This window comes from Dokdonella soli, from assembly GCF_039523175.1.
GTDB classification, from domain to species: domain Bacteria; phylum Pseudomonadota; class Gammaproteobacteria; order Xanthomonadales; family Rhodanobacteraceae; genus Dokdonella_A; species Dokdonella_A soli.
Map to the genome: position 1 here is coordinate 491338 of NZ_BAAAEU010000006.1, position 23086 is coordinate 514423.

The 23086-nt window shown below is 68.7% G+C and carries 19 protein-coding genes; 6 read left to right on the top strand and 13 right to left on the bottom strand.

What is annotated here, in order from left to right; translation table 11 throughout:
- Nucleotides 1–25 precede the first annotated feature (25 nt).
- Together ABD002_RS07890 and ABD002_RS07895 are read right to left on the bottom strand one after the other, a co-directional pair.
- Nucleotides 26–772: a type III pantothenate kinase gene (locus tag ABD002_RS07890; RefSeq protein WP_343789104.1), complete on the bottom strand. Its 747-nt coding sequence runs from the start codon at nt 770–772 to the stop codon at nt 26–28.
- Entirely contained in the window at nt 769–1806 is a 1038-nt protein-coding gene (locus ABD002_RS07895) for a biotin--[acetyl-CoA-carboxylase] ligase (RefSeq protein WP_343789107.1), read from the bottom strand. The genes ABD002_RS07890 and ABD002_RS07895 overlap by 4 nt, the downstream gene beginning before the upstream one ends.
- A 351-nt stretch (nt 1807–2157) precedes the next feature.
- Between ABD002_RS07895 and ABD002_RS07900 the strand changes: the two genes are divergently transcribed.
- The 4 genes from ABD002_RS07900 to ABD002_RS07915 all read left to right on the top strand — a co-directional run bounded on the left by ABD002_RS07900 (nt 2158) and on the right by ABD002_RS07915 (nt 6867).
- Complete coding sequence (locus ABD002_RS07900; RefSeq protein WP_343789109.1) at nt 2158–2529, top strand: hypothetical protein; 372 nt, start codon at nt 2158–2160, stop codon at nt 2527–2529.
- Between the two features lie 148 nt (nt 2530–2677).
- Nucleotides 2678–3466, top strand: a complete 789-nt coding sequence (locus tag ABD002_RS07905) for a M90 family metallopeptidase (RefSeq protein ID WP_343789111.1) — start codon at nt 2678–2680, stop codon at nt 3464–3466.
- Nucleotides 3467–3713: 247 nt separating this feature from the next.
- Entirely contained in the window at nt 3714–6470 is a 2757-nt protein-coding gene (locus ABD002_RS07910) for a C25 family cysteine peptidase (protein ID WP_343789114.1), read from the top strand.
- Between the two features lie 88 nt (nt 6471–6558).
- On the top strand, nt 6559–6867 hold the full coding sequence (locus ABD002_RS07915) for a type II toxin-antitoxin system RelB/DinJ family antitoxin (protein ID WP_343789117.1): 309 nt from the start codon (nt 6559–6561) through the stop codon (nt 6865–6867).
- A 464-nt stretch (nt 6868–7331) separates the two neighbouring features.
- Here ABD002_RS07915 and ABD002_RS07920 read toward each other — a convergent pair whose 3' ends face one another.
- From ABD002_RS07920 to ABD002_RS07970, 11 genes are all read right to left on the bottom strand, one after another.
- Nucleotides 7332–8318 carry an FHA domain-containing protein gene (locus tag ABD002_RS07920; RefSeq protein ID WP_343789120.1) on the bottom strand — a complete coding sequence of 329 codons (987 nt, stop codon included), beginning with the start codon at nt 8316–8318 and terminating at the stop codon, nt 7332–7334.
- Nucleotides 8306–9679, bottom strand: a complete 1374-nt coding sequence (locus ABD002_RS07925; RefSeq protein WP_343789123.1) for a S1C family serine protease — start codon at nt 9677–9679, stop codon at nt 8306–8308. Before ABD002_RS07925 ends, ABD002_RS07920 begins: the two co-directional genes overlap by 13 nt.
- Before the next feature lie 28 nt (nt 9680–9707).
- Nucleotides 9708–10883, bottom strand: a complete 1176-nt coding sequence (locus ABD002_RS07930; RefSeq protein ID WP_343789126.1) for a glycosyltransferase family 4 protein — start codon at nt 10881–10883, stop codon at nt 9708–9710.
- 85 nt (nt 10884–10968) lie between these two features.
- On the bottom strand, nt 10969–12036 hold the full coding sequence (locus ABD002_RS07935; protein ID WP_343789128.1) for a GDP-mannose 4,6-dehydratase: 1068 nt from the start codon (nt 12034–12036) through the stop codon (nt 10969–10971).
- Nucleotides 12033–13619 carry a glycosyltransferase family 2 protein gene (locus tag ABD002_RS07940; protein ID WP_343789131.1) on the bottom strand — a complete coding sequence of 529 codons (1587 nt, stop codon included), beginning with the start codon at nt 13617–13619 and terminating at the stop codon, nt 12033–12035. The genes ABD002_RS07935 and ABD002_RS07940 overlap by 4 nt, the downstream gene beginning before the upstream one ends.
- A gap of 4 nt (nt 13620–13623) precedes the next feature.
- Nucleotides 13624–16299, bottom strand: coding sequence for a glycosyltransferase (locus ABD002_RS07945; RefSeq protein WP_343789133.1), 2676 nt, complete (start codon nt 16297–16299; stop codon nt 13624–13626).
- Between the two features lie 3 nt (nt 16300–16302).
- Nucleotides 16303–16581, bottom strand: coding sequence for a hypothetical protein (locus ABD002_RS07950; RefSeq protein ID WP_343789136.1), 279 nt, complete (start codon nt 16579–16581; stop codon nt 16303–16305).
- Nucleotides 16578–17285 (bottom strand): ABC transporter ATP-binding protein, encoded by a 708-nt coding sequence (locus ABD002_RS07955; RefSeq protein ID WP_343789138.1) that lies wholly within the window; start codon nt 17283–17285, stop codon nt 16578–16580. Before ABD002_RS07955 ends, ABD002_RS07950 begins: the two co-directional genes overlap by 4 nt.
- A 264-nt stretch (nt 17286–17549) precedes the next feature.
- On the bottom strand, nt 17550–18311 hold the full coding sequence (locus ABD002_RS07960; protein WP_343789141.1) for an ABC transporter permease: 762 nt from the start codon (nt 18309–18311) through the stop codon (nt 17550–17552).
- Nucleotides 18312–18358: 47 nt separating this feature from the next.
- Entirely contained in the window at nt 18359–19762 is a 1404-nt protein-coding gene (locus ABD002_RS07965; RefSeq protein WP_343789144.1) for a glycosyltransferase family 39 protein, read from the bottom strand.
- Between the two features lie 25 nt (nt 19763–19787).
- Nucleotides 19788–20339: a hypothetical protein gene (locus ABD002_RS07970; RefSeq protein WP_343789147.1), complete on the bottom strand. Its 552-nt coding sequence runs from the start codon at nt 20337–20339 to the stop codon at nt 19788–19790.
- A gap of 61 nt (nt 20340–20400) precedes the next feature.
- Between ABD002_RS07970 and ABD002_RS07975 the strand changes: the two genes are divergently transcribed.
- A complete protein-coding gene (locus ABD002_RS07975) occupies nt 20401–21669 on the top strand; it encodes a hypothetical protein (protein WP_343789150.1) in 1269 nt (422 codons plus the stop codon).
- On the top strand, nt 21666–23075 hold the full coding sequence (locus tag ABD002_RS07980) for a class I SAM-dependent methyltransferase (RefSeq protein ID WP_343789153.1): 1410 nt from the start codon (nt 21666–21668) through the stop codon (nt 23073–23075). Before ABD002_RS07975 ends, ABD002_RS07980 begins: the two co-directional genes overlap by 4 nt.
- Nucleotides 23076–23086: the final 11 nt, after the last annotated feature.

The window sequence follows — 23086 nt, forward strand, 5'->3', positions numbered from 1 at the left end:
CCTCGGACGAGACGAAAAGATGATTCTAGCGTCGTGGCGCCAGCGCATCCGCCCACAGCGCAAGACCACGCAGCACGAGATCGTGCGTGCGTTCGACGGGCACGATGAGCGGAGCAAGCTCGTCGGCACCGCCGCCGGTCAGGATCAGCGCAGGCACCGAACCCAGACGGCGTGCCGCAGCCGCACAGAATCGGTCGATCGTGCCGGCCGCTGCGTACAGGGAACCGGTGACGACCGCATCGGCCGTGTTGTCCGGCAGTTCGCGGCAGCGGCCACTCGCGGTGCCAACGCGCGCGGTGCCGTTCAGCACCGCCTCGCGCATCAACTGGGGGCTCGCGACGATCACGCCGCCGTGATGAACGCCGTCCGCGGCGAGCGCATCGAGGGTGAGCGCAGTGCCGACGCTGGCCAGCACCTGCGCGCGCGGATGCTCGGCATGCAGCGCGGCAAGCGCGAGGAAACGGTCGATGCCGAGCCGCGCCGGTTCCGCATACGCGTTGCGCACGCCGAGTGCCGCGGCCGGACTGCGCAGGAACTCGGCGTGCAGGCCGAACCGGTCGTGCACGTACGCGTCGAGTTCGTCCTCGCGCGTCGGCGCGACGACGCTTGCGACGAGCACCCCGTCGACGCGCGCCAGTTCGACCCATTCGCGGCGCAGTTCGGAAAACAGCGGCTTGCCGGCATGCGTAAACACGCCGCCGGCCTGCAAGTTCGCGCCGGTCAGGGTCGCCCACTTGAGGCGCGTGTTGCCGAGGTCGATCAGCAGCTTCATGCGCCCTCCCGGATCGTGACATCGCCGCTGTCGACTGCGTGTTCGCCATCGGCGAACACGACGCGCAATGCGCCGCGTGTGTCGACGCTGCGCGCGATGCCTTCGCGCACGCCGTCCGCACGCAGCACGCGCACGCGCCGCCCCTGCAACAGGTCGTACCGGGCGTACCTGTCGGCGAACGCGGCGAAACCGCTGTCCGCGAAGCGATCGAGCACATCGACGAGCCGGTCGAGCAGGTGCGCGGCAATCCGGTTGCGCTGCGGCGGCGCATCCGCCGCCAGCGTCGCCAAGTCGATCCAAGGCTGGTCGATCGCCGCACCCGCGCGCGCGTCGAGACGCACGTTGATACCGATGCCGATCACCGCATGGCACGGTCCGAGCGCATCGCCGCCGAGTTCGACCAGAATGCCACCGAGCTTGGCGCCGCGCGCGATCAGGTCGTTCGGCCATTTCAGGCCGACCTCGCCGATGCCGAGTTCGGTCAGCGCTTCGACGCAGGCGATGCCGACGACGAGGCTGAGGCCGGCCAGCGACGCCATGCCGCCATCGAAGCGTTTCAGCAGCGACAGCGCGATCCCGCCGGCCAGGGGCATCCGCCAGGCGCGCCCGCGCCGGCCGCGCCCCCGGGTCTGGATTTCGGCGAGGCAGGCGAGGCGATCGCGCGGATCGCTGCCGACGCGACGCAGCAGCTCGCTGCTGGTCGAGTCGATCTGCCAGTGCACGGCGAGGTTGCCGAGCCGCGTGCGCGCCGCAACGGCGGTTTCGATCCGTGCCGCGTCGAGCAGATCGACCGGCGTATCGAGTCGATAGCCGCCGCCCGGTTGCGCCGACACGGCGAGCCCGAGCTCGCGCAGACGCTCGACCCGTTTCCAGACCGCGGCCCGGGTCACGCCGAAGCGGGCGGCAAATTCACTGCCGGACACGGGCGCACCGGCGGCGAGTTCGGCCAGCAGCACCGGCAGCGTGAGGCCCGCGGCGCGCGCCGTGGTTGCCGGAGCGGTGGTCGTCCTGTTCAGGGCCTGGCGATCGAGCACGGCTACGGTCTGGATGCGGGTGATCGCTGAAGTGTAGCCGCGGCCGGCCGGGCGGAGTGTCGTGCCACGCAACCTTTGTACCTGCGCGCGCATCCAAGCCGAGGCAGACACACGGAGTCGCCCCGAACCCGGATCCGTACACGGTTCGTCGTGCCGGGGGCACTGTCCGTCGTGTCCGCAGGCGTCCGGCGGACACGCTTTTTCGATCACCGGCCCCCGAACGACACCATGCAGATCGCCATCCGGCGCCGGTGGCACAAACGATGCTAGAGCCGGGCAGACGGCTGGAGTCGGGAAATGGAACGTGCGAGCATTACGGCTTCCCTAGGCGTCGTCGCCGGGAAAACCCTCATGAAGAAGCCTGTCATCGCCCTTGCGGCCATCGTTGCCGCGATGTCCAGTGCCGCAGCGCTCGCGCAGAACGCGCCGTTGCGCGGCGTCGGCTTGCTCGCGCTGGACGCGAGCGAATCGCACAGCGGCTCCGGCGGCCGCAGTGCGCTGGTGGAGATTCCGGACGACAACAGCGGCGGTGGCTCGATCGGCGCGCGCGCGCTGCGCGGCGGCGATGGCTCCGCGCCGCATGCTGCACACGAGGCCGGCGGACTCGAGCTGTCACCCCCCAAGACATTGATCCAGGCCGGCGATCCGGCCCAGCCCGCCGCGGCAACGCCGAAGCGCCCGAGCTACCGCTGGCAATCGCTGGTACCCGGCGCGATCAAGTGAGTCCAGGATGGACTCATCCCGTGCAGGCCATGGATGGCCGATGACACGGGATCCAGCTTCTGATTCCCCTGCGCTTCCTCTGTGGCTTATGCGAAAACTGGATCCCGGCCTTCGCCGGGATGACGGCATTGCATAAGCTCCCGAGATCATGACCGCATTCCTCAACTGGCTGGCGCGACTGCGTCATTCGTTCGCTCCCGCTCCGCGCATCGGCGACGGCGACTGGCAGGCGATGCTTGCTGCCTCCGCGCTGTTCGAATGCCTGTCCGCGCAGGAGCGGGCCCTCCTGCGCGAACTCACCTCGCGCTTCCTGGCCAGGAAAACCTTCAGCGCCGCAGGCGGCCACGAGCTGACGGAACAGCAATGCCTCGCGATCGCGACGCTCGCTTGCCTTCCGGTGCTGCACCTCGGCTTCGACTGGCTCGCCGGTTGGCGCGAGGTCATCGTCTATCCGGGCGAGTTCAGAGTGAAGCGCGAACATCACGACGAGCGCAGCGGCGTGGTCACCGAGGGCGAGGACGACCTGATCGGTGAAGCCTGGGAGCGCGGTCCGCTGATCCTGTCCTGGACCGACGTGGCGACCGATCTCGAGCACCCGTTCGACGGCTTCAACGTGGTCGCGCACGAGATCGCGCACAAGCTCGACATGCTCGACGGCGCGATGAATGGCGTACCGCGTCTGCCCGCGCATATCACGCGGCGCGACTGGATCGCCGCGATGCAGCCGGCCTATGACGCGCTGCTGCGTGCGGTCGAGCGCGGGCGCGACACGCTGATCGATCCGTATGCGGCGGAGAGCGTCGAGGAATACTTCGCCGTCGTCAGCGAGCTGCATTTCTCCGATCCGACGATGCTGCATGGCGCGGCACCGGCCGTCAGCGCGCTGCTCGAGCGGTTCTATGGCCCGCCCGATTCGCCAGGTAATACCTCAGTTTGAAATCTCACCACCGTTCGCCCTGAGGTATCGAAGGGTGAACGGCGTCGGGCGCCGCCGTTCATGGTTCGATACGCCGTAGGCGTACCCTGTGCTGAGCCTGTCGAAGCATCCACGAACGGCTACCTATTCAAACCGCGGCACTCCCATGCGTCGGCAGTGGTTGCGGGCACGCGGTCGGGCCGGTAGCCTCCCTCGTTCCGATTCCGGTTCTCTGCTGCGCGGGCGCCATACCGCGATCGCTCCCGCCATGTCATCCAGACCTCTCATTCGCGCGCTCGCGCTTGTCCTCATCGTCGCTCCGCTGCAGGTGCTCGCGTGCAGCGGCGAGCTGCACATCGAGCTCGAACACGCCGGCGTCTACACGCTCGACCACGCCGCGATCGCGGCCGCGCAACCGGGACTCGCCGACTGTGCCGCCAGCGATCTCGTGCTGACCTGGAACGGCAAGGACGTGCCGATCCGCGTGGTCGCACGTGGCGAGCGCTTCGCCGACGGCGACCGTATCGAATGGATCGGCCAGCCGCTGCACGGACCGGAAAGTTGGTACGACCCGTTCAGCGTGAACAACGTCTACCTGCTCGGTGCGGCGCCGGGCGCGCATGCGCGCCTGCGTGATGTCGAGACGAGCGGAAGCGGCCGCGCCGCGCTCGCACGCAAGCTGCATGTCGAGCAGGAAAACCTGATGATCCGCCTCGACCAGGAGCAGCAGAAGCCGGGCGAGGAATCCGATGTCTGGCAATGGGCGAAGCTGACCCAGGTCGATCCGCAGCCGTTCGAGACGCGCTTCGACCTGCCCGACCTCGACCCGCGTGGCGCAGGCACGAAGCTGACGTTGAACTTCCGCGGGCTATCCGATCTGCCGGTACCTGGAAAGCACAGGGACGCCAAGCCCGACGATCACCTTGTCGAGGTCAGCATCAACGGTCATGCGCTGGCGCCGTTGCACTGGGATGGCCGTGACGAGGTGCATCGCGATGTCGACGTGCCGGCGGCGCTGCTGAAGGTTCGTGGCAACGTGCTGACGATGCGCGTGCCCAAGCGTGCACTGCCATGGGACAACGCGGTCAGCGTCGTCGACGTGGTGATGTTCAATTGGCTCGAAGCGCGCTATCCGCTCGCTGGCGACCTCGACGTGAGCGCACTGCCGCTCACAGTGCGCGCGGAAGCGGCGCAGCCGTTGCAGCTCGCGTATCGCGGTGCGGGTACGCCGGTCCTGTACGGCAGCGATGGCGTGCGCCGGCCCGGCCGCGCAATCGGCAATGGTCGCTACGCATTCGCGCCGGCCGCGACCGGCATCGAACTGCTGCCGGCACTCGACGGTCAGCTCGCCAAGCCGGTCAGCTTGCGCGCCGCGATCGGCGAAGAGTGGCGGCATCCGACGCAGGGCTACGACTATCTCATCGTCGCGCATCCGCGCCTGATCGACGCGATCCGGCCGCTCGCCGAGTTCCACGAGAAGCGCGGCCTCAAGGTCGCGATCCTCGACATCAACGCGGTCTACGACCAGTTCAACCACGGCATCACGCATCCGCAGGCGATCCGCAACCTGGTCAGCGCCGCGTACCACGACTGGCCGACGAAGCCGCGCTTCCTGCTGCTGGTCGGCGATGCCAGCTACGACATCCGCCACGACACCTACAACGATGGCGCCTACGCGAAGTGGACGAACCAGGAACTGCTGTTTCCGAACTCGTTCGGCGCGATCCCCGGTACGCCCTACAAGGAGCAGCCGAAGAAGCTCGCCGACCGCAACCTGATCCCGACCTGGCAGTACCCGTCGCCGGAAGGCCAGTCGGCCAGCGACAACTGGTTCGGCGCGATCGATGGCGACGACTGGCATCCGGTCGTCGCGATTGGACGCTTTCCGGTGGTCGAACCGACCGAGGTCAAGGCGATCGTCGACAAGACCATCGACTATCTCTCCAAGCCGCAGCTCGGCGCGTGGCGACGCGATGTGATGTTCATCACCGACGAGCTCGACGCGTTCAAGCAGGCCTCGGACGAGATCGCGACAACCCTCGGCAAGGAAGGCTTTCTCGCCGACAAGGTCTATGCGAGCCCGAAGGAAACCGACAACGCGGCGCACCAGACCGCGATCCGCGACGGCATCGACGACGGCCGCCTGATCGTGCACTTCATCGGCCACGGTGGTCGCTACATCTGGCGCACCGGGCCGCCGGACCTGCACAAGAACGCCGATCTCTTCACGCTCGACGACGTGTCCTCGCTGAAGAACAGCGAACGCCTGCCGATGGTGCTGTCGATGACCTGCTACTCGGCGCCGTTCGACAACCCGACCGAGGACTCGATCGGCGAGAAATTCCTGCGCGAACCGGGCAAGGGCGCGATCGCGGTGTTCGCCGCGTCATGGCGCAACTCGCCGTCGCCCGCGTTCAGCAAGAGCATCATCAGCGAACTGCTGACGCCGGGTGCGACGATCGGCGAGGCGATCGTGCGTGCGAAGAAGCAGTCGCAGGACCGCACTCTGGTCGAAATGTACAACCTGCTCGGCGACCCGGCGGTCGTGCTGGAACGCCCGCGCGACACCGCGAGGGTCGTCCGCGACGGCGGGCGCTGGAACGACGGCGTGCTGGTCGACCTCGGCTGGCCGCGCTTCAATGGCAATGTCGCGATCGACTGGCTCGATGCGAAAAGCAACAAGCTGGCCTCGTCGAACTACCGCACGGATGAGGCGCGCTTCCGCCTGCCGCTGCCGGCGAGCGTGGCCGGCAAGGTCGCCGAGGTGCGCGTCTATGCCGCGTCGTCGACGACCGGCCGCGATGCGGTCGGCGGCATCGATTTCCCGAAGATCGTTTCGGCTCCCGCGAAGCCGTTGCGCATCGCGCTCACAGAATGGTGGCGTGAACTCATGCGTCCGCCATACCAACCGCCGGTACGCCACTCCGACACGATCGCGATCCTCGATTTCGATGCGCCGCCTGCGACGATCGCCACCGAGGAGAAATCCGGCTCGGGCGTGACAGCCGCAAGTGGCGCACGCTGAGCGGCCCTGCCGCGCAGCCCGTCTTTGCAACTGTCATGCACATGAATTACAGCGCCGATATCGTTTTTATCGCATCGGAGATCCGACGTTGGCCGCCAACGCACTTGTACAGACACGCATCGACGCCGCCGTGAAAGAGCGGGCGGCGGCGGTGCTGGACAGCATGGGACTGACGGTCAGCGATGCCGTGCGCATCCTGCTGACGCGCGTTGCCAACGAGGGCGCGCTGCCGTTCGCCTTCGCCGCTGATCCGGCCGCGCACGATGCCTGGTTCCGCGCGAAGGTGCGGGAGGCGTTGGACGATCCGCGCCCGGCGATTGCGCACGAGGACATCGAGGCCCATTTCGCGAAGCGCCGTGCGGCGGCTCTGCGCAAAGCCGGCGACGTTGAAACATGAGGCTGGAATGGTCCGTGTTCGCCTTGGCGGACCGCGATGGAATTTTCGACGACCTGCATCGCCAGTACAAACTGGCTACCGCCGATGCGATCGTCTATGCGACCGCGCGGGAACTGCGATGCGCACTTCGACAAGCTGCCCGGTGTCTTGTATATCAAGAAGGTTCCGTAGAGTCGTTGCTTCCGGCTCGCCGGCGAAACGTTGGCCTGTGCCCGCGCATCAATAGTGGGCCCCGTCGCCATCTTTCCCGACGTGATGCTAGTCCAAATGTTCTCTGATCCCGTTGCTCCTACGGTGGGTGGGTGTCGGAAAGTCCAGGTTTCGGCGTTGGGATCGGCCGCAGACCACGCCGCTTGGCTGATTCCTACATGTCGATCCGCACGCAAACCGATCGTGGCCGACAGACTGACCATCAACTCCGACACTCGCTATCAACACTCTCGGCACACGCACCGAAGCAGCAGTCACTCGCCGCCACCCATCTCCGCGCCGCTCTCTCCACCGGCGGGCTCTTCACTGCGCGCCTTGTCGAGCCCCGCCTTCAGGCTCGCAACGTTCGCGAAGAACACGATTTCGCTGTGCGCAGACACGATGCGCAGCGACGGCGGCTCCAGCCGCTGCAAGGTGACCGGCTGGCCGTAGTTCGCGCGCCAGTCGGACTGCTTCAGGCTTTGCATGCCGATGCCAAGCGCGGCCAGCGCGAGCACCGCGATCGCCTTCAGCGGCAGCCGCGTGTTGCCGAGCACGCGCAGGTGCGCGAAGCAGACCGCAGCGAACGCCAGCCACGCGCCGGCATAGACGCTGCGCGCGAGCGCGGTCCACGACAGCGCGAACGCGCCGAGTTCGCTGGCTTGCTCGTACAGCGTGTAGGCGAGCAGGCCGGCGCCGACGATCAGCAGGTGCAGGCCGAAGCGCGCATGGCCGCCGAAGATGCGCGACAGCACGCTCCACGCCGAGGTCCAGATCGCAACCATCACCGCCAGCGTCAACAACGGCGTCAGATAGCCGATGAGTTTCGGCTCGCCGGTCTCGCGCAGCCACAGGTCGAGCAGGGCCAGGCCGAACACCAACGCGAGACAGCCGAGCGCCAGCGGCCAGCTCGGCGCGCTGCGCAGCAGCGGCTGCTCCGCCGGCACCGGTTGCGCCGACGTGCGCAGGCGCAGGCCGGTGTGGCCGATGCGCAGTGTGGTGCCGCCATTGAGCACGACCCTTGCCTGCCGCTGGTGCTGGCCATCCGCGAACAAGCCGTTGAGGCTGCCGAGATCCTCGGCGACCCACGCGCCGTCATCGCCGCGCACGAGGCGCAGGTGATGCGCGGCGACGTGCGGATCGTCGAGCACGACGTCGTTGTCGTAGGCGCGGCCGATCGTGACCGCGTTCGTCGCCACGCGCTGCCGCGACGCGACCTCGCGGTGACGCGACAGCACCTCGATCCAGGTCACTTCGTCCATGCGACCGCTCCCATGAAGCGCTTCGCCAGCGCGAGCGCGTTGTCGTAGCTGACGCCCTGCATCGCGAGCCGCGACACCAGCGCTTCCTTGTCGCGATCCTGCGTGACCGTGGTCAGCGCGACGTCGTAGAGCCCGGCGAAATCGCGGTAGGCGCGCGCGCACCAGACCGCGCGCAGCACCGGCGCGGTCGCCGCATCCGCGGGCGCGACGAAATCTTCATGGCATTCGGGCTGGGTCAGGCGCTTGCGCGACCACGAGCGCGTCATCGCCGCCGAGCCGTAGTACTGCGACAGCGATGCGGCGAACTGGAACGCGTTGAGGTCGCTGCTGCGCACGTACGCGTGCGTGAGCTCGGTGCGGCCGCTCTCGATATCCTCGGCGACGAACAGCGAGCTCTGCGAATTGCAGCTGGAGCTGTCCATCTGCGCGCGCGGTTTCGGCGTCTGCTCGGCGTTGGTGCGTGCCCAGCAGTTGAACCACGGCGCCGAGCTTTCCGGCGCCTGGTACGGACCGAACTTCGTTTCACGGAAGCCCTTCGCATCGAGCGCCTGGTAGAACGCGCCTTGCCAGGCCAGCAGCTGGCGGTCGATCTCCTCGCGCGTCTGCGCGAGCGTGAGCGGTGCGTCCTTGCGTGCGCGTTCGAGCAGGGCCGCGGCCTTGCTGGCCGGCACGAGGAAACTGACCAGCTCGCCGTCGAGGCGCTTGGCGACGTTGATGCCGACGACCTTGCCGCCGCCGGTGACCGCGGGACCGCCACTCATGCCCGGATTGATCGCGCCGGTGAAATGCACGCGCTCGTTGTAGCTGCGCTCGACCAGGCCGTTGTAGGTGCCCTCGACGATCGTGAAGCCGAGGTCGAGCGGATTGCCCATCGCGTAGACGCGTTCGCCGCGCGGCAGCTCGCCATTGACCGCAGCCGCATCGAACTCCAGATGCGGCAGGTCTTCGCCTTCGAGCCGGACCACCGCAAGATCGTCCGCGATATCGATCGCGAGCAGGCTCAGCGCGCCCTGCGTGCCGTCCGGCCGCGCGAATTCGAGGCGATAGGTCTTCGGTTCCAACGCGAACTGCGAGACCACGTGGTAGTTCGTGATCGCAAGGCCGTCCGCGCTGACCAGGAAGCCCGAACCGATCGACGACTGCCGGCCGGCGGCCTGGACCAGGGTGCGGATCTGCAGCAGGCTCGGCCGCGTGCCCGCGTAGATGCCTTCGGCCGCGGCCGACACCGGCGCGGCCGGCGCGTTCGTTTGAGGTGCGGGCGGTTGTGGCTGCAGGAGCTGCGCCGAGCCGATGCCCGCGGCGGTTGCACAAACGAGCGCCGCGCTGAATTGCATGATCCGAACGAATCCGCGATCCGTCATCGTCTTCTCCATGGAAACTCGCCGCAGTCTATAGCGGTTCGCGCAGGGAGTTCGACGCCAGCACCTCGCGATACACCGCGACGGTTTCGTCGACGCAACGCGCCCAGGTGAACCCACGTGCGCGCTGGATGCCGCGTGGCCTGGCCTGGTCACGCCACGCAGCGTCCTCGAGCACGCGTTCGAGTCCGCCGCGCAGTGCGGATTCGTCGAGTGGATCGACGGTCAGCGCAACTTCGCCGGCGGCGTCGCGCGCGATTTCCGGCAGCGACGACACGTTCGAGGTCAGCACCGGCACGCCGCTCGCCATCGCCTCCAGCACGGGCAGGCCGAAACCCTCGTACAGCGACGGAAATGCGAACGCATGCGCGCCGGCATAGACCAGCGGCAATTCGCTCTCGGCGACATAGCCGAGCCGGCGCACTTCGCCGCGCGCTTCCAGTGGCGCCAGCACGCTCTCGAGCTCGGCGCTGAGCCAGCCGCGCGCGCCGACGATGACCAGCGGATGGCGCGCGCGCAGGCTCGCCGGCAGTGCCGCATACGCGCGCACGAGCCGCGCGAGATTCTTGCGCGGCTCCTGCGTCGCGACGACGAGCAGGTAGGCCTTGTCCGCCAGGTCGTGTTTCGCCAGTGCGGGCATGAGTTCGTCGTGCGCGCGCGGCCGGTACGCGGCGTCGGCGCCGAGCGGCACCACGCGCACCTTCGCGCGCGGCACGTCGAGTTTGGTCACGATCTCGTCGGCGATGAACTGCGAATCGGTGAATACCGCCGCGGCCTTTTCCAGCGTGCGCGGCAGGTGCCGGTCGAGGAAACGCACACGCTCGACCGGATGCGTCTCCGGATAGTTCAGCCAGGACAGGTCGTGCACGGTCGTCAGCGCCGGTCCCGCGAACGGCATCAGCACGTAGTTCGGCGTGTGCAGCAGCCAGTCGCGCATCTGCCGCGTGTGCAGGCGGAACATCGCCGAGCGCAGCTGCGTGTAGGCCTCGAGCGCCGCCGTCTTGAACGGCACGTTCTTGCGCAAGGTCGCGATGGTCCGGTTCGCGGCCAGCGCATGCTCGGGATCGCCGACCCACCGGTACGCCGAATACAGTCGCAGCGCTTCGACTTCGCGATGCCGCGCCAAGCCGCGCGCGAGCTCGAGTGCGTAGCGGCCGATGCCGGTCAGCGGCGCGGTGATCGCGTCGACGTTGAAGATGACCCGCATCAATGATGGTCCGCTTCGGGCGACGTGCCGTACCCAGGCGCGCCACGTTCGCGCGCCAGATCGGCAGGGGCGCAGGCGCAAGTGTTCATCCCTGAAGCGTCCCCCGGTCGGCATCCTGCCTCCCCCTCAACCTCCTGAGGTCGGCTTCGACCATGCGCCGCGCCAGGCTGGCCAGGTCCAGCGTCGGCGCGAAGCCGAGTTCGCGGCGCGCCTTGGTCGAGTCGCCGACCAGCAGCGGCGCGTCGACCGGGCGGAACAGCGCCGGATCGACACGCACGCGCACCTTGTCGCTGCCATGTTCGACGCCGACCTCGTCGACGCCCTCGCCGAACCAGTCCAGCGCGATGCCGGCCGCCGCGAACGCGGCGCCCGCAAAGTCGCGGATGCTCGCAGCGACGCCGGTCGCGAGCACGTAGTCGTCGCCGGCCTCGCGCGCGGCCATCGCCGTCATTGCGGCGACGTAGTCCGGTGCATAGCCGAAATCGCGCCGTGCATCGAGGTTGCCGAGCGTGATCGCGGTCTCGAGCCCGAACGCGATGCGCGCGACGCCGCGGCTCAGCTTGCGCGTCACGAAGGCGGGATCGCGCAGCTCCGATTCGTGGTTGAACAGGATCGCGCTCGATGCGCGCAGACCGTAGCTTGCGCGCCAGCCGCCGACAGCGGCATGCGCGACCAGCTTCGACAAGCCGTACGGCGAACGCGCGGCGAGCGGCGTGGTTTCATCCTGCGGTGCATGCAACGGTGCGCCGAAGATCTCGGCGCTCGAGGCGAGCACGAAATGCGCGTGCGGCGCCTGCGTGCGCAGCGCCTCGAGCAGGTTCACTGCGCTGGTGCCGTTCGCGACCAGACTCGCCGACGGATCGCGGAACGAATCGGCGACGCGCGACTGCCCGGCCAGATGGAACAACGCCTGTGGCGCGCTCGCCGTGATCAGCGCCGTGCAGGCTGCCGCGTCGCCGGGTTCGAGCGCGAGGAGACGCAGGCGCGGATGCGCGGCGACGCCGAGTTCGCGCAGCCGCCACAGATCCGGTTCGCGCGCTGGCCGATGCGTGCCGACGACCTCGACACCCAGATTCAGCAGATGCGCGGCGAGCAACGCGCCGTCCTGGCCGCTGACGCCGGTGACCAGCGCGCGGGTGTAGGGCAGGTTCATTGTTCGCGCTCCGGAAAACTGCGCAGGTCCGCTTCCGCGGAACGCAGCGATTCGCGCGCCGACGCGGCGAACACCGCGCCGACCGGCGCGATCGGGATGTCGAGCAGCCGGCACAGGATCTCGGCGGCGGACTCCTTGCGCTCGACCACGACGAGGCGTTCGAACGCGTACATCTGCAGCCAGTTCCACAGCGCGCGATACGAAGTTTCCGCCTGGTCCGCCTTCCAGATGTTCATGGCCACGACCGCGCCCTCGAACACCAGTTCGTTGCGGTCACCACTCGCGCGCAGGTTCCACACTTCGGCGTCGCTCCAGTCCGGTGCACCCGCGCCGACCCAGAGCACGCGCGGCTTCGGCGCAGTGGTATCGCGTGCGTCGGCGAAGATACGCCGTACGCGCCAGTCGAGCACGCGGCGCTCGAACGAGAACAGGGTCGCACCGACTTCGGCTTCGTAGTCCGGCCAGCGTTCACGCAGCACGGCCATGCCGGCCTTCCCAAGCGCGAGCCGGCGTTCCTCGCCGAAACTCTGGCTGCGCGCGTGCTTGACCAATACGTTGCCGGCAATCAGGTGCCGGAAGCCGCGCTGCGCCGCACGTTGGCAGAAATCGTTTTCCTCGCCGTAGCCCTGTGGGAACGCCGCCTCGTCGAGCGCGCCGACCGCGTCGATCGCGGCACGCCGGATATACAGGCAGAAGCCATTGCCGGTCGGCAGCGCCGGATACGCAAATCCGGCCTGCTGCCAGAGCGCGCGCGCGGCCTGCTCGAAGGTCCAGCACGCCGGCAGCGCGTTCGCCTGTTCGAGTTCCGGCACCGAGAACGCGCCGGCGTTGTCGGACACCGCGGTCGCGGTGCCGATGTCGTCGCTCGAGTACGCGGCGCGACGCAGGCCGCTCAGCCAGTTCGGGCCGACTTCGGTATCCGCGTTGAGCAGCACGACATCGGCGGTGCCCGCTTCCGCGATACCGCGGTTCGCGGTTGTGGTGAAGCCACGATTGGTGCCGTTGCGCAGCACGCTGACACGGGCGAGACCGGCGTAGTGCGCGAGCAGCGGCGCGATCGCCGGATCCGGGCTCGCGTCATCGATCACGATCAGGCGCGCGCGGCCGGTGGTGTGGGCGAGCACCGCATCGAGGCAGCGCTCGACCAGGTCCGGCGCGTTGTAGACCGGTACCACGATCGCGACCTCGGGCGCGGCGACGTCGACGCCGAATGGGACGAGTTGCGACGATTCGGGCAGCGGTGCGAGTGTGCGAGGCGCATCGCCGCGCGCCGTCGCGATGCCGGCCGCGCCGCAACGCAGGCGCAGCGGCTGGGGCGCGAGTGGCACGCCGTCGCGGCCGAGCCGCGGCAGCACGTCGATCAGCTCGCGACCGGACGGCGAAAACGCGAGCGTGAACCGCGCGCGCTGCGCATGATCGAGGTGCATATGGGAGAAGAAACAGCCATCCAGATCGAGCGCGATCTCGCCGGAGCTGCCTGCGGCGAATGCGAGCGTGAGCGTGCGGCCATCCCAGTCGGCCGACTGCAACGGCGCCTGCAGCGCCGGCGCCGCGCGCAAACGATTGCGCAGGAACGCGAACATCGACTCAGTCTCCGCCGCCGCGCGCGCGCGTTTCGCTCACGCCGCCATCCTGCAGGCCCGCGACGGGTGATCCATCCGCGTGGAGGATACTGCGATCCACGATCGCAGCCCACAACGCGCGCTGTGCAGCGCTGAGATCAATGCGCGCCGCCACCGGCGCGCGCGCGCGGCCCGACGGCGGTTCGATCCATTCGCGCACGCGCGCCGGGTCGGGTTCGAGCAAGCCTCCGACGCCGAGCGCGCCAAGGTCGGTGCGCAGCCTGGCCGCGATGCGCACCGGATCGGCGAGCAGATCCGCATAGTCGACGACGAGACGCGGCCAGCCACGACTCGCCTCGAACGCGGCATCCGTGTAGTGCTCCCACAACGCGAGCGCAGGCGCGCGCGCCATGTCGTCGCGCGCGGCGAGCGAATCGGCGACCTCGTGCGGATCGCGCACGACATGCACGAACACCGGTCGCGTCAGCAGCGGCAGCAGCTCGCGCGCGAGCAGGCACAGGCGCGGTTCCTTGATCAGCCAGGGCCGCTGCGCGTCGAAGGTGTCGAGCAGCGCGGCGACTTCGCGCCGGAACGTGTCGATCGCCGCCGGCGGCGCGCCGGTTGGCGGATTCTTCCAGTCGCCGCCGGCCGCGGCGAGCCGGCGCAGGCAGGCGCCATGCAGGCGAGCGGATTCGTAGTGACCTTTCGGATTGTCCGGGCCGACCAGCAGGTCGTCCTCCGGCCCGGCCGAAGCCCCCATGCGCGCAAGCAGGCCGGCCACGCTCGAGGTGCCGGAGCGGTGCATGCCGAGCACGACGATCTGGCCGCCGGCGGGTCGCATCAGCTGCGCCGGTCGATGCGGCGCGGGTCGGACGCGCGGCGCGGCGAGCGTGCCGCCGCGCGCGAGCAGTTCGACGAGTCGGTTGGCGCTGGCTTCGATGTCGTGTTCACAGGCGAATGCAGCGGCGCGTGCATGCGCATCCGCCACGAGGCGTGCGCGCTGTTCGAACACGATCCGCAGCTGCGCGGCGAGCGCGTCGGCATCCGGCTCGGCCCAGCGTAGCCCGGGATGTGCCGGGTCCTCGACAAGTCGTGCGACGGCGACCGGCAAGCCGTACGCGCGCACTAACTCGGCCTGGCTGCCGAACACAGTCGCGACCAGGACTCTTCCGCAGGCGAGCGCCTCGGCCGCGAGCGGATCCCAGCCGCCGCCGCGCCGCGCCGACACATACGCATCGGCCGCCGAAAGCAGCTGCGCGCGCTGGTGCCACGGAAAACCCCAGCCGTCGAGTATGCGCACGCGCGCATCGCCCGCACGCACAGGCGCCAATGCAGACGAGATCGCGGCGGTGTCGCGGCCGGGGCGGATATGGATCAGCAGCTCGACGGGCTCATCCTCGCCGAATGCGCGGCGGAACGCGGCAACCAGAACGTCCGGCGCGTCGCGTGCGAGCTCCTCGACGACGGTGAGAAACACGCACGCGCCCTGCGGATGGCGCGGTGCGGGGACAGCGGTGTGGCAATAGTCGCGGTCGATGCCGAGCGGCAGGATCTCGATCGGCGTGGACACGCCGGCGGCGCGGAATGCGTCGCGCTGGAATGCATCCGGCACGATGAGGAGGTCGAGCGCGTTGGTGCCCGGCGCCCAAGTCTCCGGCACGCGCTCCCATTCGCCGAACGCGATGCCGACGCTACGGCGGCCGCGCGCCTGCGTGAATGCCGCACCCGGTGCGCAGACGAGCGCGACATCGGGCAGCGCGACAGCACGTCGGCTCGCGGCGAGGTCGAGCCGGCGATCCTGTGCGTCACCGAGTTCGAGCGCGACCGGCGCGAACGCCATGCGCAGGCCGCGCGCGTCGAGGCGGCGCACGAACAGGCGTGCGAGTTCGGCCTGAACATGCGGAAAGCGCGTTGCCCCGTGCCACGTCACATCGCCGCGGTAGTCCGCGCGCAGCCGCTCGCACCAGCGCGCAGCGAACGTCGTGCGGCTTTGTGCGAACAGCCGAGCGCGGAAACGGCCATCGTCGCCAGTCGAGCCGTGCTGGTCGTGGCGCAGGGTCACCGCGCCGGCGACCACGCTGGCAATGCCGGCATCGGCCGCGCGCAGGCAGTAGTCGGTATCCTCGAAATAACTGTGGAAGGCCTCATCGAGCCTGCCGATGCGATCGAGACAGTCGCGCCGCAGGTAGGCGACCGCGAAAGCTATGGCGTGCACGCCGCGCAGGTGCGGGTATTGTGCGACTTCGCGTTCGACCAGACCGGATTCGGTCTGCTCGCCGTGCAGGTCGTAGGGCTCGATGTAGCCGCCGACGTGGTAGACGCGGCCTTCGACCTCAGGGCCGAGCAGGCGACAGCCGACGATGCCGTTCTTCGGGTCCGCATAGGCGGCGTCGCGCACTCGGCCGAGCCAGTCGGCTTGCGTGAACACCAGGTCGTTGTTGAGCAGCACGACATCGTCATCGGCCCGCGCCGCCGCGATGCCCGCGTTCATGCCGCGCACGAAGCCGCGGTTTTCCGGCAGGGTCACGACGCGCACGCGATCGGTGTACGCGGCCAGTTCCAGCGGAGTCTCATCGCTGCTGCCGTTATCGACGACGATGACTTCCGTTTCGTCGAGGTCGCTGGCCAGCAGCGAATCGAGGCAGCGCCGCGTCAGCGGCCACTGGTTCCAGGCGAGCACGATCAGGGCGGCGCCGCGCATCGCTCAGGCGTCCGTTGCGAAGCGCGCCGGCCACAGGCTCGCCAGCGCGCGCTCGACATCGTCCTGCGCGAAACTCGCGATCGGCGTCGCCAGCAGCAGCGCGGCGGTGCCTTGCATCGCGGTCAGTTGCGCGCGCGCGTCGCGCACGATTTCGCATCGACGTTGCGCATCACCGGTGGTCCCATCGCGCGCGAGCCGCGCCGCGGCGAGCAGTGCCTGGCGTGGCGACACGCCCAGCGCGCGCGCCAATCCGGCGATGCGCTGCGTGGCGAACGCGCTCACGCGGCCGCTCCACCCAGATGCAGGTCGCGATGGTAGGCCGCGAACACATCGTCACGACCGCCCTCCAGCACGCTCTTGCCGTGCTCGACCCAGAGCACGCGATCGCAGAGCTTGGCGACCTGCGATTCGTCGTGGCTGACCAGTACGACCGTGTGGCCTTCGCCCATGCGCTGGCGCAGCGCGGCGCCGGATTTCTGCTGGAACTCGGCATCGCCGACCGCGAGCACTTCGTCGATCAGCAACACGTCGGGTTCCACCTGGATCGCGACCGAGAACGCAAGGCGCATGGTCATGCCCGCCGAGTAGGCGGCGATCGGCTGCTCGAAGAATTCGCCGAGTTCGGAGAACTCACGGATCGCCGGCAGCCGCGCGACGATGTCGCGACGGCGCAGGCCGAGCATCAGGCCGGACAGGATCGCGTTGTCGCGGCCGGACAGGTGTGGAGTGAAGCCGAGCGCGAGCGACAGCAGCTGGCATGACACCGGCGCACGCTGAACGCTGCCGCGGTCGGGCACGAGGATGCCGGCGATCACGCGCAGCAGCGTGCTCTTGCCAGCGCCGTTGCGGCCGATCACGCCGAGACGCTCGCCACGGCGCAGCGAGAGGCTGACGTCCTCGAGCGCCCAGAAACGGTTGTCGTTGAGCTGGCGCTGTGCGCTGAACGCGACACCGACATTGCGCAGTTCGACCAGGATCTCGCCCATTAGAGCCTACTCATGATCTTCCAGCGCTCCGCGCCGGAGCCGGTTTGTTCGCAGGGCGAGGAAGAGTGAAGGAGCGGATGTCGGTCCACGACTGAACGATGACGAAGCGATGCGGACAAACCGCCCCGGCCCTCCGGGTTGACCCGCAGAGGCCGCCATGCGGCAGCGCGCTGCTTGAACAGACAGCCAACCTGCCCGGCTCGCACTCCCATCTGACGGCTTCTGCGGGACAACGCGGGGTGCTGGAAGACCATGAGCAGGCTCTCAAACCGCCAGCTTCGGAAAGCGCGGTGCGAGCCGCGCGACCACGAACGCGCCGATCGCGCAGGCGGCGAGCGCAATCAGGCTGGCCTTGGTCAGACCGACCCAGTTCGGCCACTGGCCGTGCATCAGGATGCCGCGCGCGGCGTCCATGATCACCGCGATCGGGTTCAGCGAGAGGATCTCGCGCAGCGGCGACGGCACGTTCGAGAGCAGGAACACGACGCCGGACAGGTACATGACGACCTGCAACACCTGCTCGATCACGAACCGCAGGTCCGGCAGCAGCGGCACCAGCGCCGCGATCACGAAGCCGACGCCGGCCGACAGCAGGAACATCGCGAGAAACAACGGCAGCAGGCCGAAATAGGCCAGGTTCGGTGGATAACCGGAGATCCACAGGATGACCAGCAGCACCGCGAAGATGTAGAGGAACTTCACCGTGTCGGACAGCATCGCGACGATCGGGAACACCAGCGGCGGCAGATGCACCTGGCGGATCAGGGCGAGATTGCTCCAGATCGCGTAGCCGCCATGCGTCATGCACGATTTCATCCACTGCCAGAGCGTCAGGCCGATCAGCAGCGACGGCAGGTAGCCCGGCCCGCCGGCATGCAGGATCACCTCGATCAGCAGCCACCAGACCGCCATCTGCATCGCCGGATCGAGTACCCACCAGATCAGTCCGAGATAGCTGCGCGCGCGTTCGGCACGCAGCTCTGCGTAGGTGCTGAACAGGACGAGTTCGATCAGGTGCTGGCGCATGGGAAAAAGGACGACGGAAGCTGCGCGAGGATACCGGATTCTGCCGCTCAGCCCGCGCAGAGGTGATCCAGCGCCGGGCCTGCGAATGCGAGGAACAGCAGCAGTACCGCCAGCAACGCGCCAAGCGCGAGGCGCATCGGTGTCAGCGCGATCACGTCCTCCGAACGAGCAGCGAGGTGCCTGCGCAGTGCGGCGAGGAAGCTGCCGGCGAAACCGCACAGGAACGGCAGCAGCGGCAGCAGGAAGCGCGCCTTCACGTGGATCAGCAGCATCAGGCCGAGCTGGTAGGCGATGAGCAGCGTGATCACCGCGAGCAGCGGATCCCGCAGTGGGCGCAGCGCGCCGGCAGGCATCCTTCGCCAGCGCCAGCACACGATGCCGAACGCCGCCGCAGCCAGCATCAGGGCATGCAGCCAATCATTCGCGACCGTCAACGTGCGCGTCAGCCACGGCGACGTGCGATAGACCGACAGATGTCCGGCGCAGGCCGGCCCCGGCAGTTGCGAAACCAGCGGGGTCTTCACACTGAACAAACGGAAATACTGACGCCCGAACTGGCCGGCGAGCGTCGCGGCGAGGCCCCGCTCGGCGACCAGAGCGCGCAGCTTTTCCAGATAGGCAGCGTTGCGTTCCTGTGGCGTCGTGCCGCTGGCGATGAACGCGGGCAAGGTCGCGCCGCCCATGTCCTCGACATAGTCGCTGCGCCAGCGATCGGTCAGGCCGATCCAGAGGTTGTAGACCGAACTGTCTGCGATCATCGGCCGCCCGTACGCGCGCCAGCCGTGCCAGAGCGCTGGTGCGGTGACCAATGCGAGACCGAGAACGAACAGCGCGGCCGGACGCAGCAGCAGATGCGGCCGTTCGCGGCGCAGGAACGCGATCAGGAATGCCGGCCAGAACGCCGAGAGCAGGCTCTTAGCGAGGATAGCGAGAGCGATGCATGCGCCCGCCGCGAACGCGCTCAGCCGCGACGGCGCACGCGCAAGCAGGCACAACGCGGCCAGCAGCAGGAACAGGTGCGGGATTTCCGGCCACAGCCATTGCGCGTAGGCCGCGGTCGCCGGGTTCAGCAGAAACAGCGCGGCCGCCGTGTTCGCCGCCGCGACACTGCCGCCGAGCCGTCGCCAGAGATCGCGCAGCAAGGCCGCGCAGGCGACGAACAGCAAGGTCTGGACGATCTGCGCGGCCAGCACATGCGCGCCGAAGGCCGTATAGATCGCGGCCAGCAGCAGCGGCTGCAGCGGCGGCCAGATCGTGTTCGGCATCCACGCGCCGCCGGCGAGGATCGCCAGTGCGGTGTCCTGATAGCCCTGCTCGTCGCCGATCAGCGGTTTCGCGCCGTGTGCGTAATAAGCGAACCAGAGCAGCGCCTGTGAAAGAGCGAACAGTGCGACGAACAACGCCGCGAGCCTCTGCCGGCGGCGCGCGACGCCCGGCGCGACGGGGTTCATCGCGGCAGGCCGCGGCGATCCGCGATCACTCCTTGGCCGGCACGCCCGGTTCCGGCGTCGTCGTCGCCGACGACGTGCTGCCGACCGCGCGGCGTTTCGCCGGAGCGAGGAACGTCGGCGTGAACTTCTCGCGCGCGCCGCTGGTGGTGATGCCTTCGACGTAGTACCAGTATCCCCTGCACGGATCGATCGCGTCGTCGCGGTATTCGTACTTGTGCGTTTCGTCCGAGGTGCCGGCGCCGAGGATCGGCTCCTTGGTCAGCTTGGTGAACTCGCCCTTCTCGCTGTCGCCGCGATAGACATCGAAACCGAAATTGTCCTGCTCGCTCGCGGTGGTCCAGCGCGCGGTATTGGCGACGCGCTGCTCCGGTGGCAACTTGCCCTGGTCACCGCAGGCGCCTTCCGGAATTTCCTTCGCGGGCGCCGCCGCTTCCGTTTGCTTTGGCGTTTCCGATGCCTGTGGCGGCTGGACGGGTGCCGGCGTTGCGGTCGGCGCGGGCGCGCTCGATTCGGGCGTCGACGGGCTGCATGCGCAGAGCGCGGCGGCGATCAGGGTGGTCAGGGCGATCTGGCGCATGCGGGATACTCCGTGGGTTCGAGGCTGGACAGCGGCGGCCGTCGACAACGATAGTCGGCAGATGCAGCCGCTGGCAACCCGCGTGACCGCGCGCTCCACCCTCCGATTGATCGCATTCGCCGGCATCGGCGCCCTCGCCTGCGCAGCGGAACCTGCGCGCGCGTTCGACTGGCAGGTTGAGATCACGCCAGGTAGCGAGCTGTTCCCCGCGCTGCAGCTTTCGCAGGGACCACGCGCCGCACCGGCATCCGCATTCGGCAATGGTGACGGCCTGATCAGCGTGCGCATCCATGGCGCCGATCTGCCGACCGCGTTGCGCTTGCGCGTCGAAACCGCCGGACTTCGTGAACCCGCCGTTGTCGAGGCGACGCGTGGCGCGGCCGGCGAAGTGATCGAGCTGCATCCACGGCTGGACTGGGATGTCGCGCAGCTGCGCCGCCTGCGCGGCGCGCGACGTCAGCCCATGCGGATCACGCTCGACGGGGCAGGTCTCACGCCACAGACACGTACGCTCGAGGTGCGCCTGCACCCGCTCGACGATGCGATGTACTTTGCGCGCGAAGGCAGGGACCGCGTGGACCTCGGCTGGGTGTTCGCGGCCTACGTAAATCCGCGGGATCCGGTCGTCGACGAAGTGCTGGAGCAGGCGCGTGCGATCGATCCGGCATTCGACGCGGACGTAGTCCCTCACACCGCAGCAGCCGACCTGCGCCGCGCAGGTGCGGTATGGACGGCACTGGAACGGCACGACCTGCGCTACGCCGGCGGCGATCCCGCATTAAGCCGCGGGCCGTCGCTATGGAGCCAGCGCGTACGCCTGCCCGGCGATGTCTGGCGCGATCGCCGGGCGAACTGCATCGACGGGAGCGTGCTGATCGCCTCAGTGTTCGAACGGATCGGCATCCATCCGTTCATCGTGCTGGTCCCCGGTCATGCGTTCGTCGGTTTTCGCGGTGACTCGGGACGGGGCGATGCGCAGTATCTGGAAACCACGTTGCTCGGCGCGCGTCTTGCGCGCAGCGACAGCGCTTCGGGAGGCGTCAGCGCCCCGGGGATTGGCGCCGCCAGTTTCACCGCGGCACTCGCCGCGGGTCGTGCGCGCTGGCGCAAGGTTGCAGCGAAGTTCGACGGCCGTCATCGACCCGACTATGCGCTGATCGATATCGGCACCGCGCGCGCGTATGGCATCATCCCGCTCGCCGTCGATGCTGACGCGACCATGGCCGCCCAACCGTCGGCCGGCGCTCGCCAGCACGCATCGTCGCAGATGGCATCGCGGTGCGCCGCGTGCGTCGCGCCGCCCTCCCGACCTCAGAATGGACAGCCGTGAGTTCCAACCCGAACGACGATTACCTTGAGCGGGTCAAGGCGGAAATCCGCGCCGAAGCGGAGGCTGCGCGCGCGCGCGATCCTCTGCCGCGCATCGAACCGCCGCCACGCGCGTCCACGCGGACGCCGGCGAGCGACGGTATCGAACGCGAGCGTCTCGACTACACGATCGGCGAGCTGACCGGGCCGGACTATCGCGCGTTCATCGACCACGCGTTCCACGCCCTGCTCAAGCGCGCACCGGACGACGCCGGCTCGGCCATGCAGATCCGCCTGCTCGCGGCCGGCGCGGCCAAGGCAGAAGTGCTTGGCAACCTGCGCTGGTCACCGGAAGGCCGGCGCGTCGGCGCGCGCGTGCGCGGCCTGCTGCCGCGATACGCGCTGGCCAAGCTCGCGCGCGTACCGGTGTTTGGCTATTTCGTTGAATGGGGCCTCGTGCTGGCCGGCCTGCCGATGCTGCTGCGTCACCAGCGTGCAGCCGACACCTCGATCGCCGCGCGCTTCAACGCGGCCGCGGACGCCCAACGTGAGCATGAGCAGCGCCTTGCCGGGTTGCAAGGTGCTTTCGCCTCGCTCCAGGGCGATTTCGCTACCCTCAGCGCCGAACACGACCGTCGCAGCGAGGCGATCCGCGACGACATCGGCCGCATGCGGTCGAGTCTGGACGAACTCGAGCGCCGAACGGTGGTGCTCGAAGACCGCACCCGCAGCATCGAACAGCGCAGCGACGCCAGCGCACGCGAAATGATCGAACTGCGCCATTATGTGCACGCCGCCAACCATTGGGTCACATCGCTGCAGCGCAGCCTTGCCGACCTTGAGGACGCCACAGCCGCTGAGCGCGAGCGCGCCGATGCATTCGCTGCGGCGATCGATGAAGACGCCGATGAGGCTGCGACGCGCAAGCGTCGCTACGGTGACTGGAGCGCTGCACTGGCAAGCCGGTTGCCGACTGGCGCGACGGTGCTCGATCTCGGCAGCGGCGATGGTGCCTGGCTCGAAGCACTCGGCGCCCGCATGTTCGTCGCGAGCGGCATCGAAGCGAACCATGTGCTGGTCACGCGCGCGCAGCAACGCCACGTGCGGCTCGCGCACGGCGATCCACTCGCCGTGCTCGCGCGTTGCGCAGACGCCAGCCTCGATGGCATCACGCTGTCGGACAGCCTGTTGCTGGCCGGCATCGCCGCAACGAGTGAGTTGCTCCGTGAGTCGCGGCGTGCGCTCAGGCCCGGTGGCAGTCTGTTGGTGCGTGTCGAGTCCGAACCGTATCGCTTCTCACAGGCACACGTTGCGAACCTCGATCCGCAGCGTTGGATCGCGTTGCTCACCGCGGCCGGCTTCGCCGCATCGATCTCGTTGCCGGCGACCGGTGGCAGCGCCGTGCTCGCGCATCGGAGCAATCCGTGAAGCGGCTGGCG

Coding starts and splice junctions, on each gene's coding strand:
- ABD002_RS07890 (WP_343789104.1), bottom strand. CDS start 772: ATGAAGCTGCTGATCGACCTCGGCAACACGCGCCTCAAGTGGGCGACC.
- ABD002_RS07900 (WP_343789109.1), top strand. CDS start 2,158: ATGAAGAAGCCTGTCATCGCCCTTGCGGCCATCGTTGCCGCGATGTCC.
- ABD002_RS07905 (WP_343789111.1), top strand. CDS start 2,678: ATGACCGCATTCCTCAACTGGCTGGCGCGACTGCGTCATTCGTTCGCT.
- ABD002_RS07910 (WP_343789114.1), top strand. CDS start 3,714: ATGTCATCCAGACCTCTCATTCGCGCGCTCGCGCTTGTCCTCATCGTC.
- ABD002_RS07920 (WP_343789120.1), bottom strand. CDS start 8,318: ATGGACGAAGTGACCTGGATCGAGGTGCTGTCGCGTCACCGCGAGGTC.
- ABD002_RS07925 (WP_343789123.1), bottom strand. CDS start 9,679: ATGACGGATCGCGGATTCGTTCGGATCATGCAATTCAGCGCGGCGCTC.
- ABD002_RS07930 (WP_343789126.1), bottom strand. CDS start 10,883: ATGCGGGTCATCTTCAACGTCGACGCGATCACCGCGCCGCTGACCGGC.
- ABD002_RS07935 (WP_343789128.1), bottom strand. CDS start 12,036: ATGAACCTGCCCTACACCCGCGCGCTGGTCACCGGCGTCAGCGGCCAG.
- ABD002_RS07940 (WP_343789131.1), bottom strand. CDS start 13,619: ATGTTCGCGTTCCTGCGCAATCGTTTGCGCGCGGCGCCGGCGCTGCAG.
- ABD002_RS07945 (WP_343789133.1), bottom strand. CDS start 16,299: ATGCGCGGCGCCGCCCTGATCGTGCTCGCCTGGAACCAGTGGCCGCTG.
- ABD002_RS07955 (WP_343789138.1), bottom strand. CDS start 17,285: ATGGGCGAGATCCTGGTCGAACTGCGCAATGTCGGTGTCGCGTTCAGC.
- ABD002_RS07960 (WP_343789141.1), bottom strand. CDS start 18,311: ATGCGCCAGCACCTGATCGAACTCGTCCTGTTCAGCACCTACGCAGAG.
- ABD002_RS07965 (WP_343789144.1), bottom strand. CDS start 19,762: ATGAACCCCGTCGCGCCGGGCGTCGCGCGCCGCCGGCAGAGGCTCGCG.
- ABD002_RS07970 (WP_343789147.1), bottom strand. CDS start 20,339: ATGCGCCAGATCGCCCTGACCACCCTGATCGCCGCCGCGCTCTGCGCA.
- ABD002_RS07975 (WP_343789150.1), top strand. CDS start 20,401: ATGCAGCCGCTGGCAACCCGCGTGACCGCGCGCTCCACCCTCCGATTG.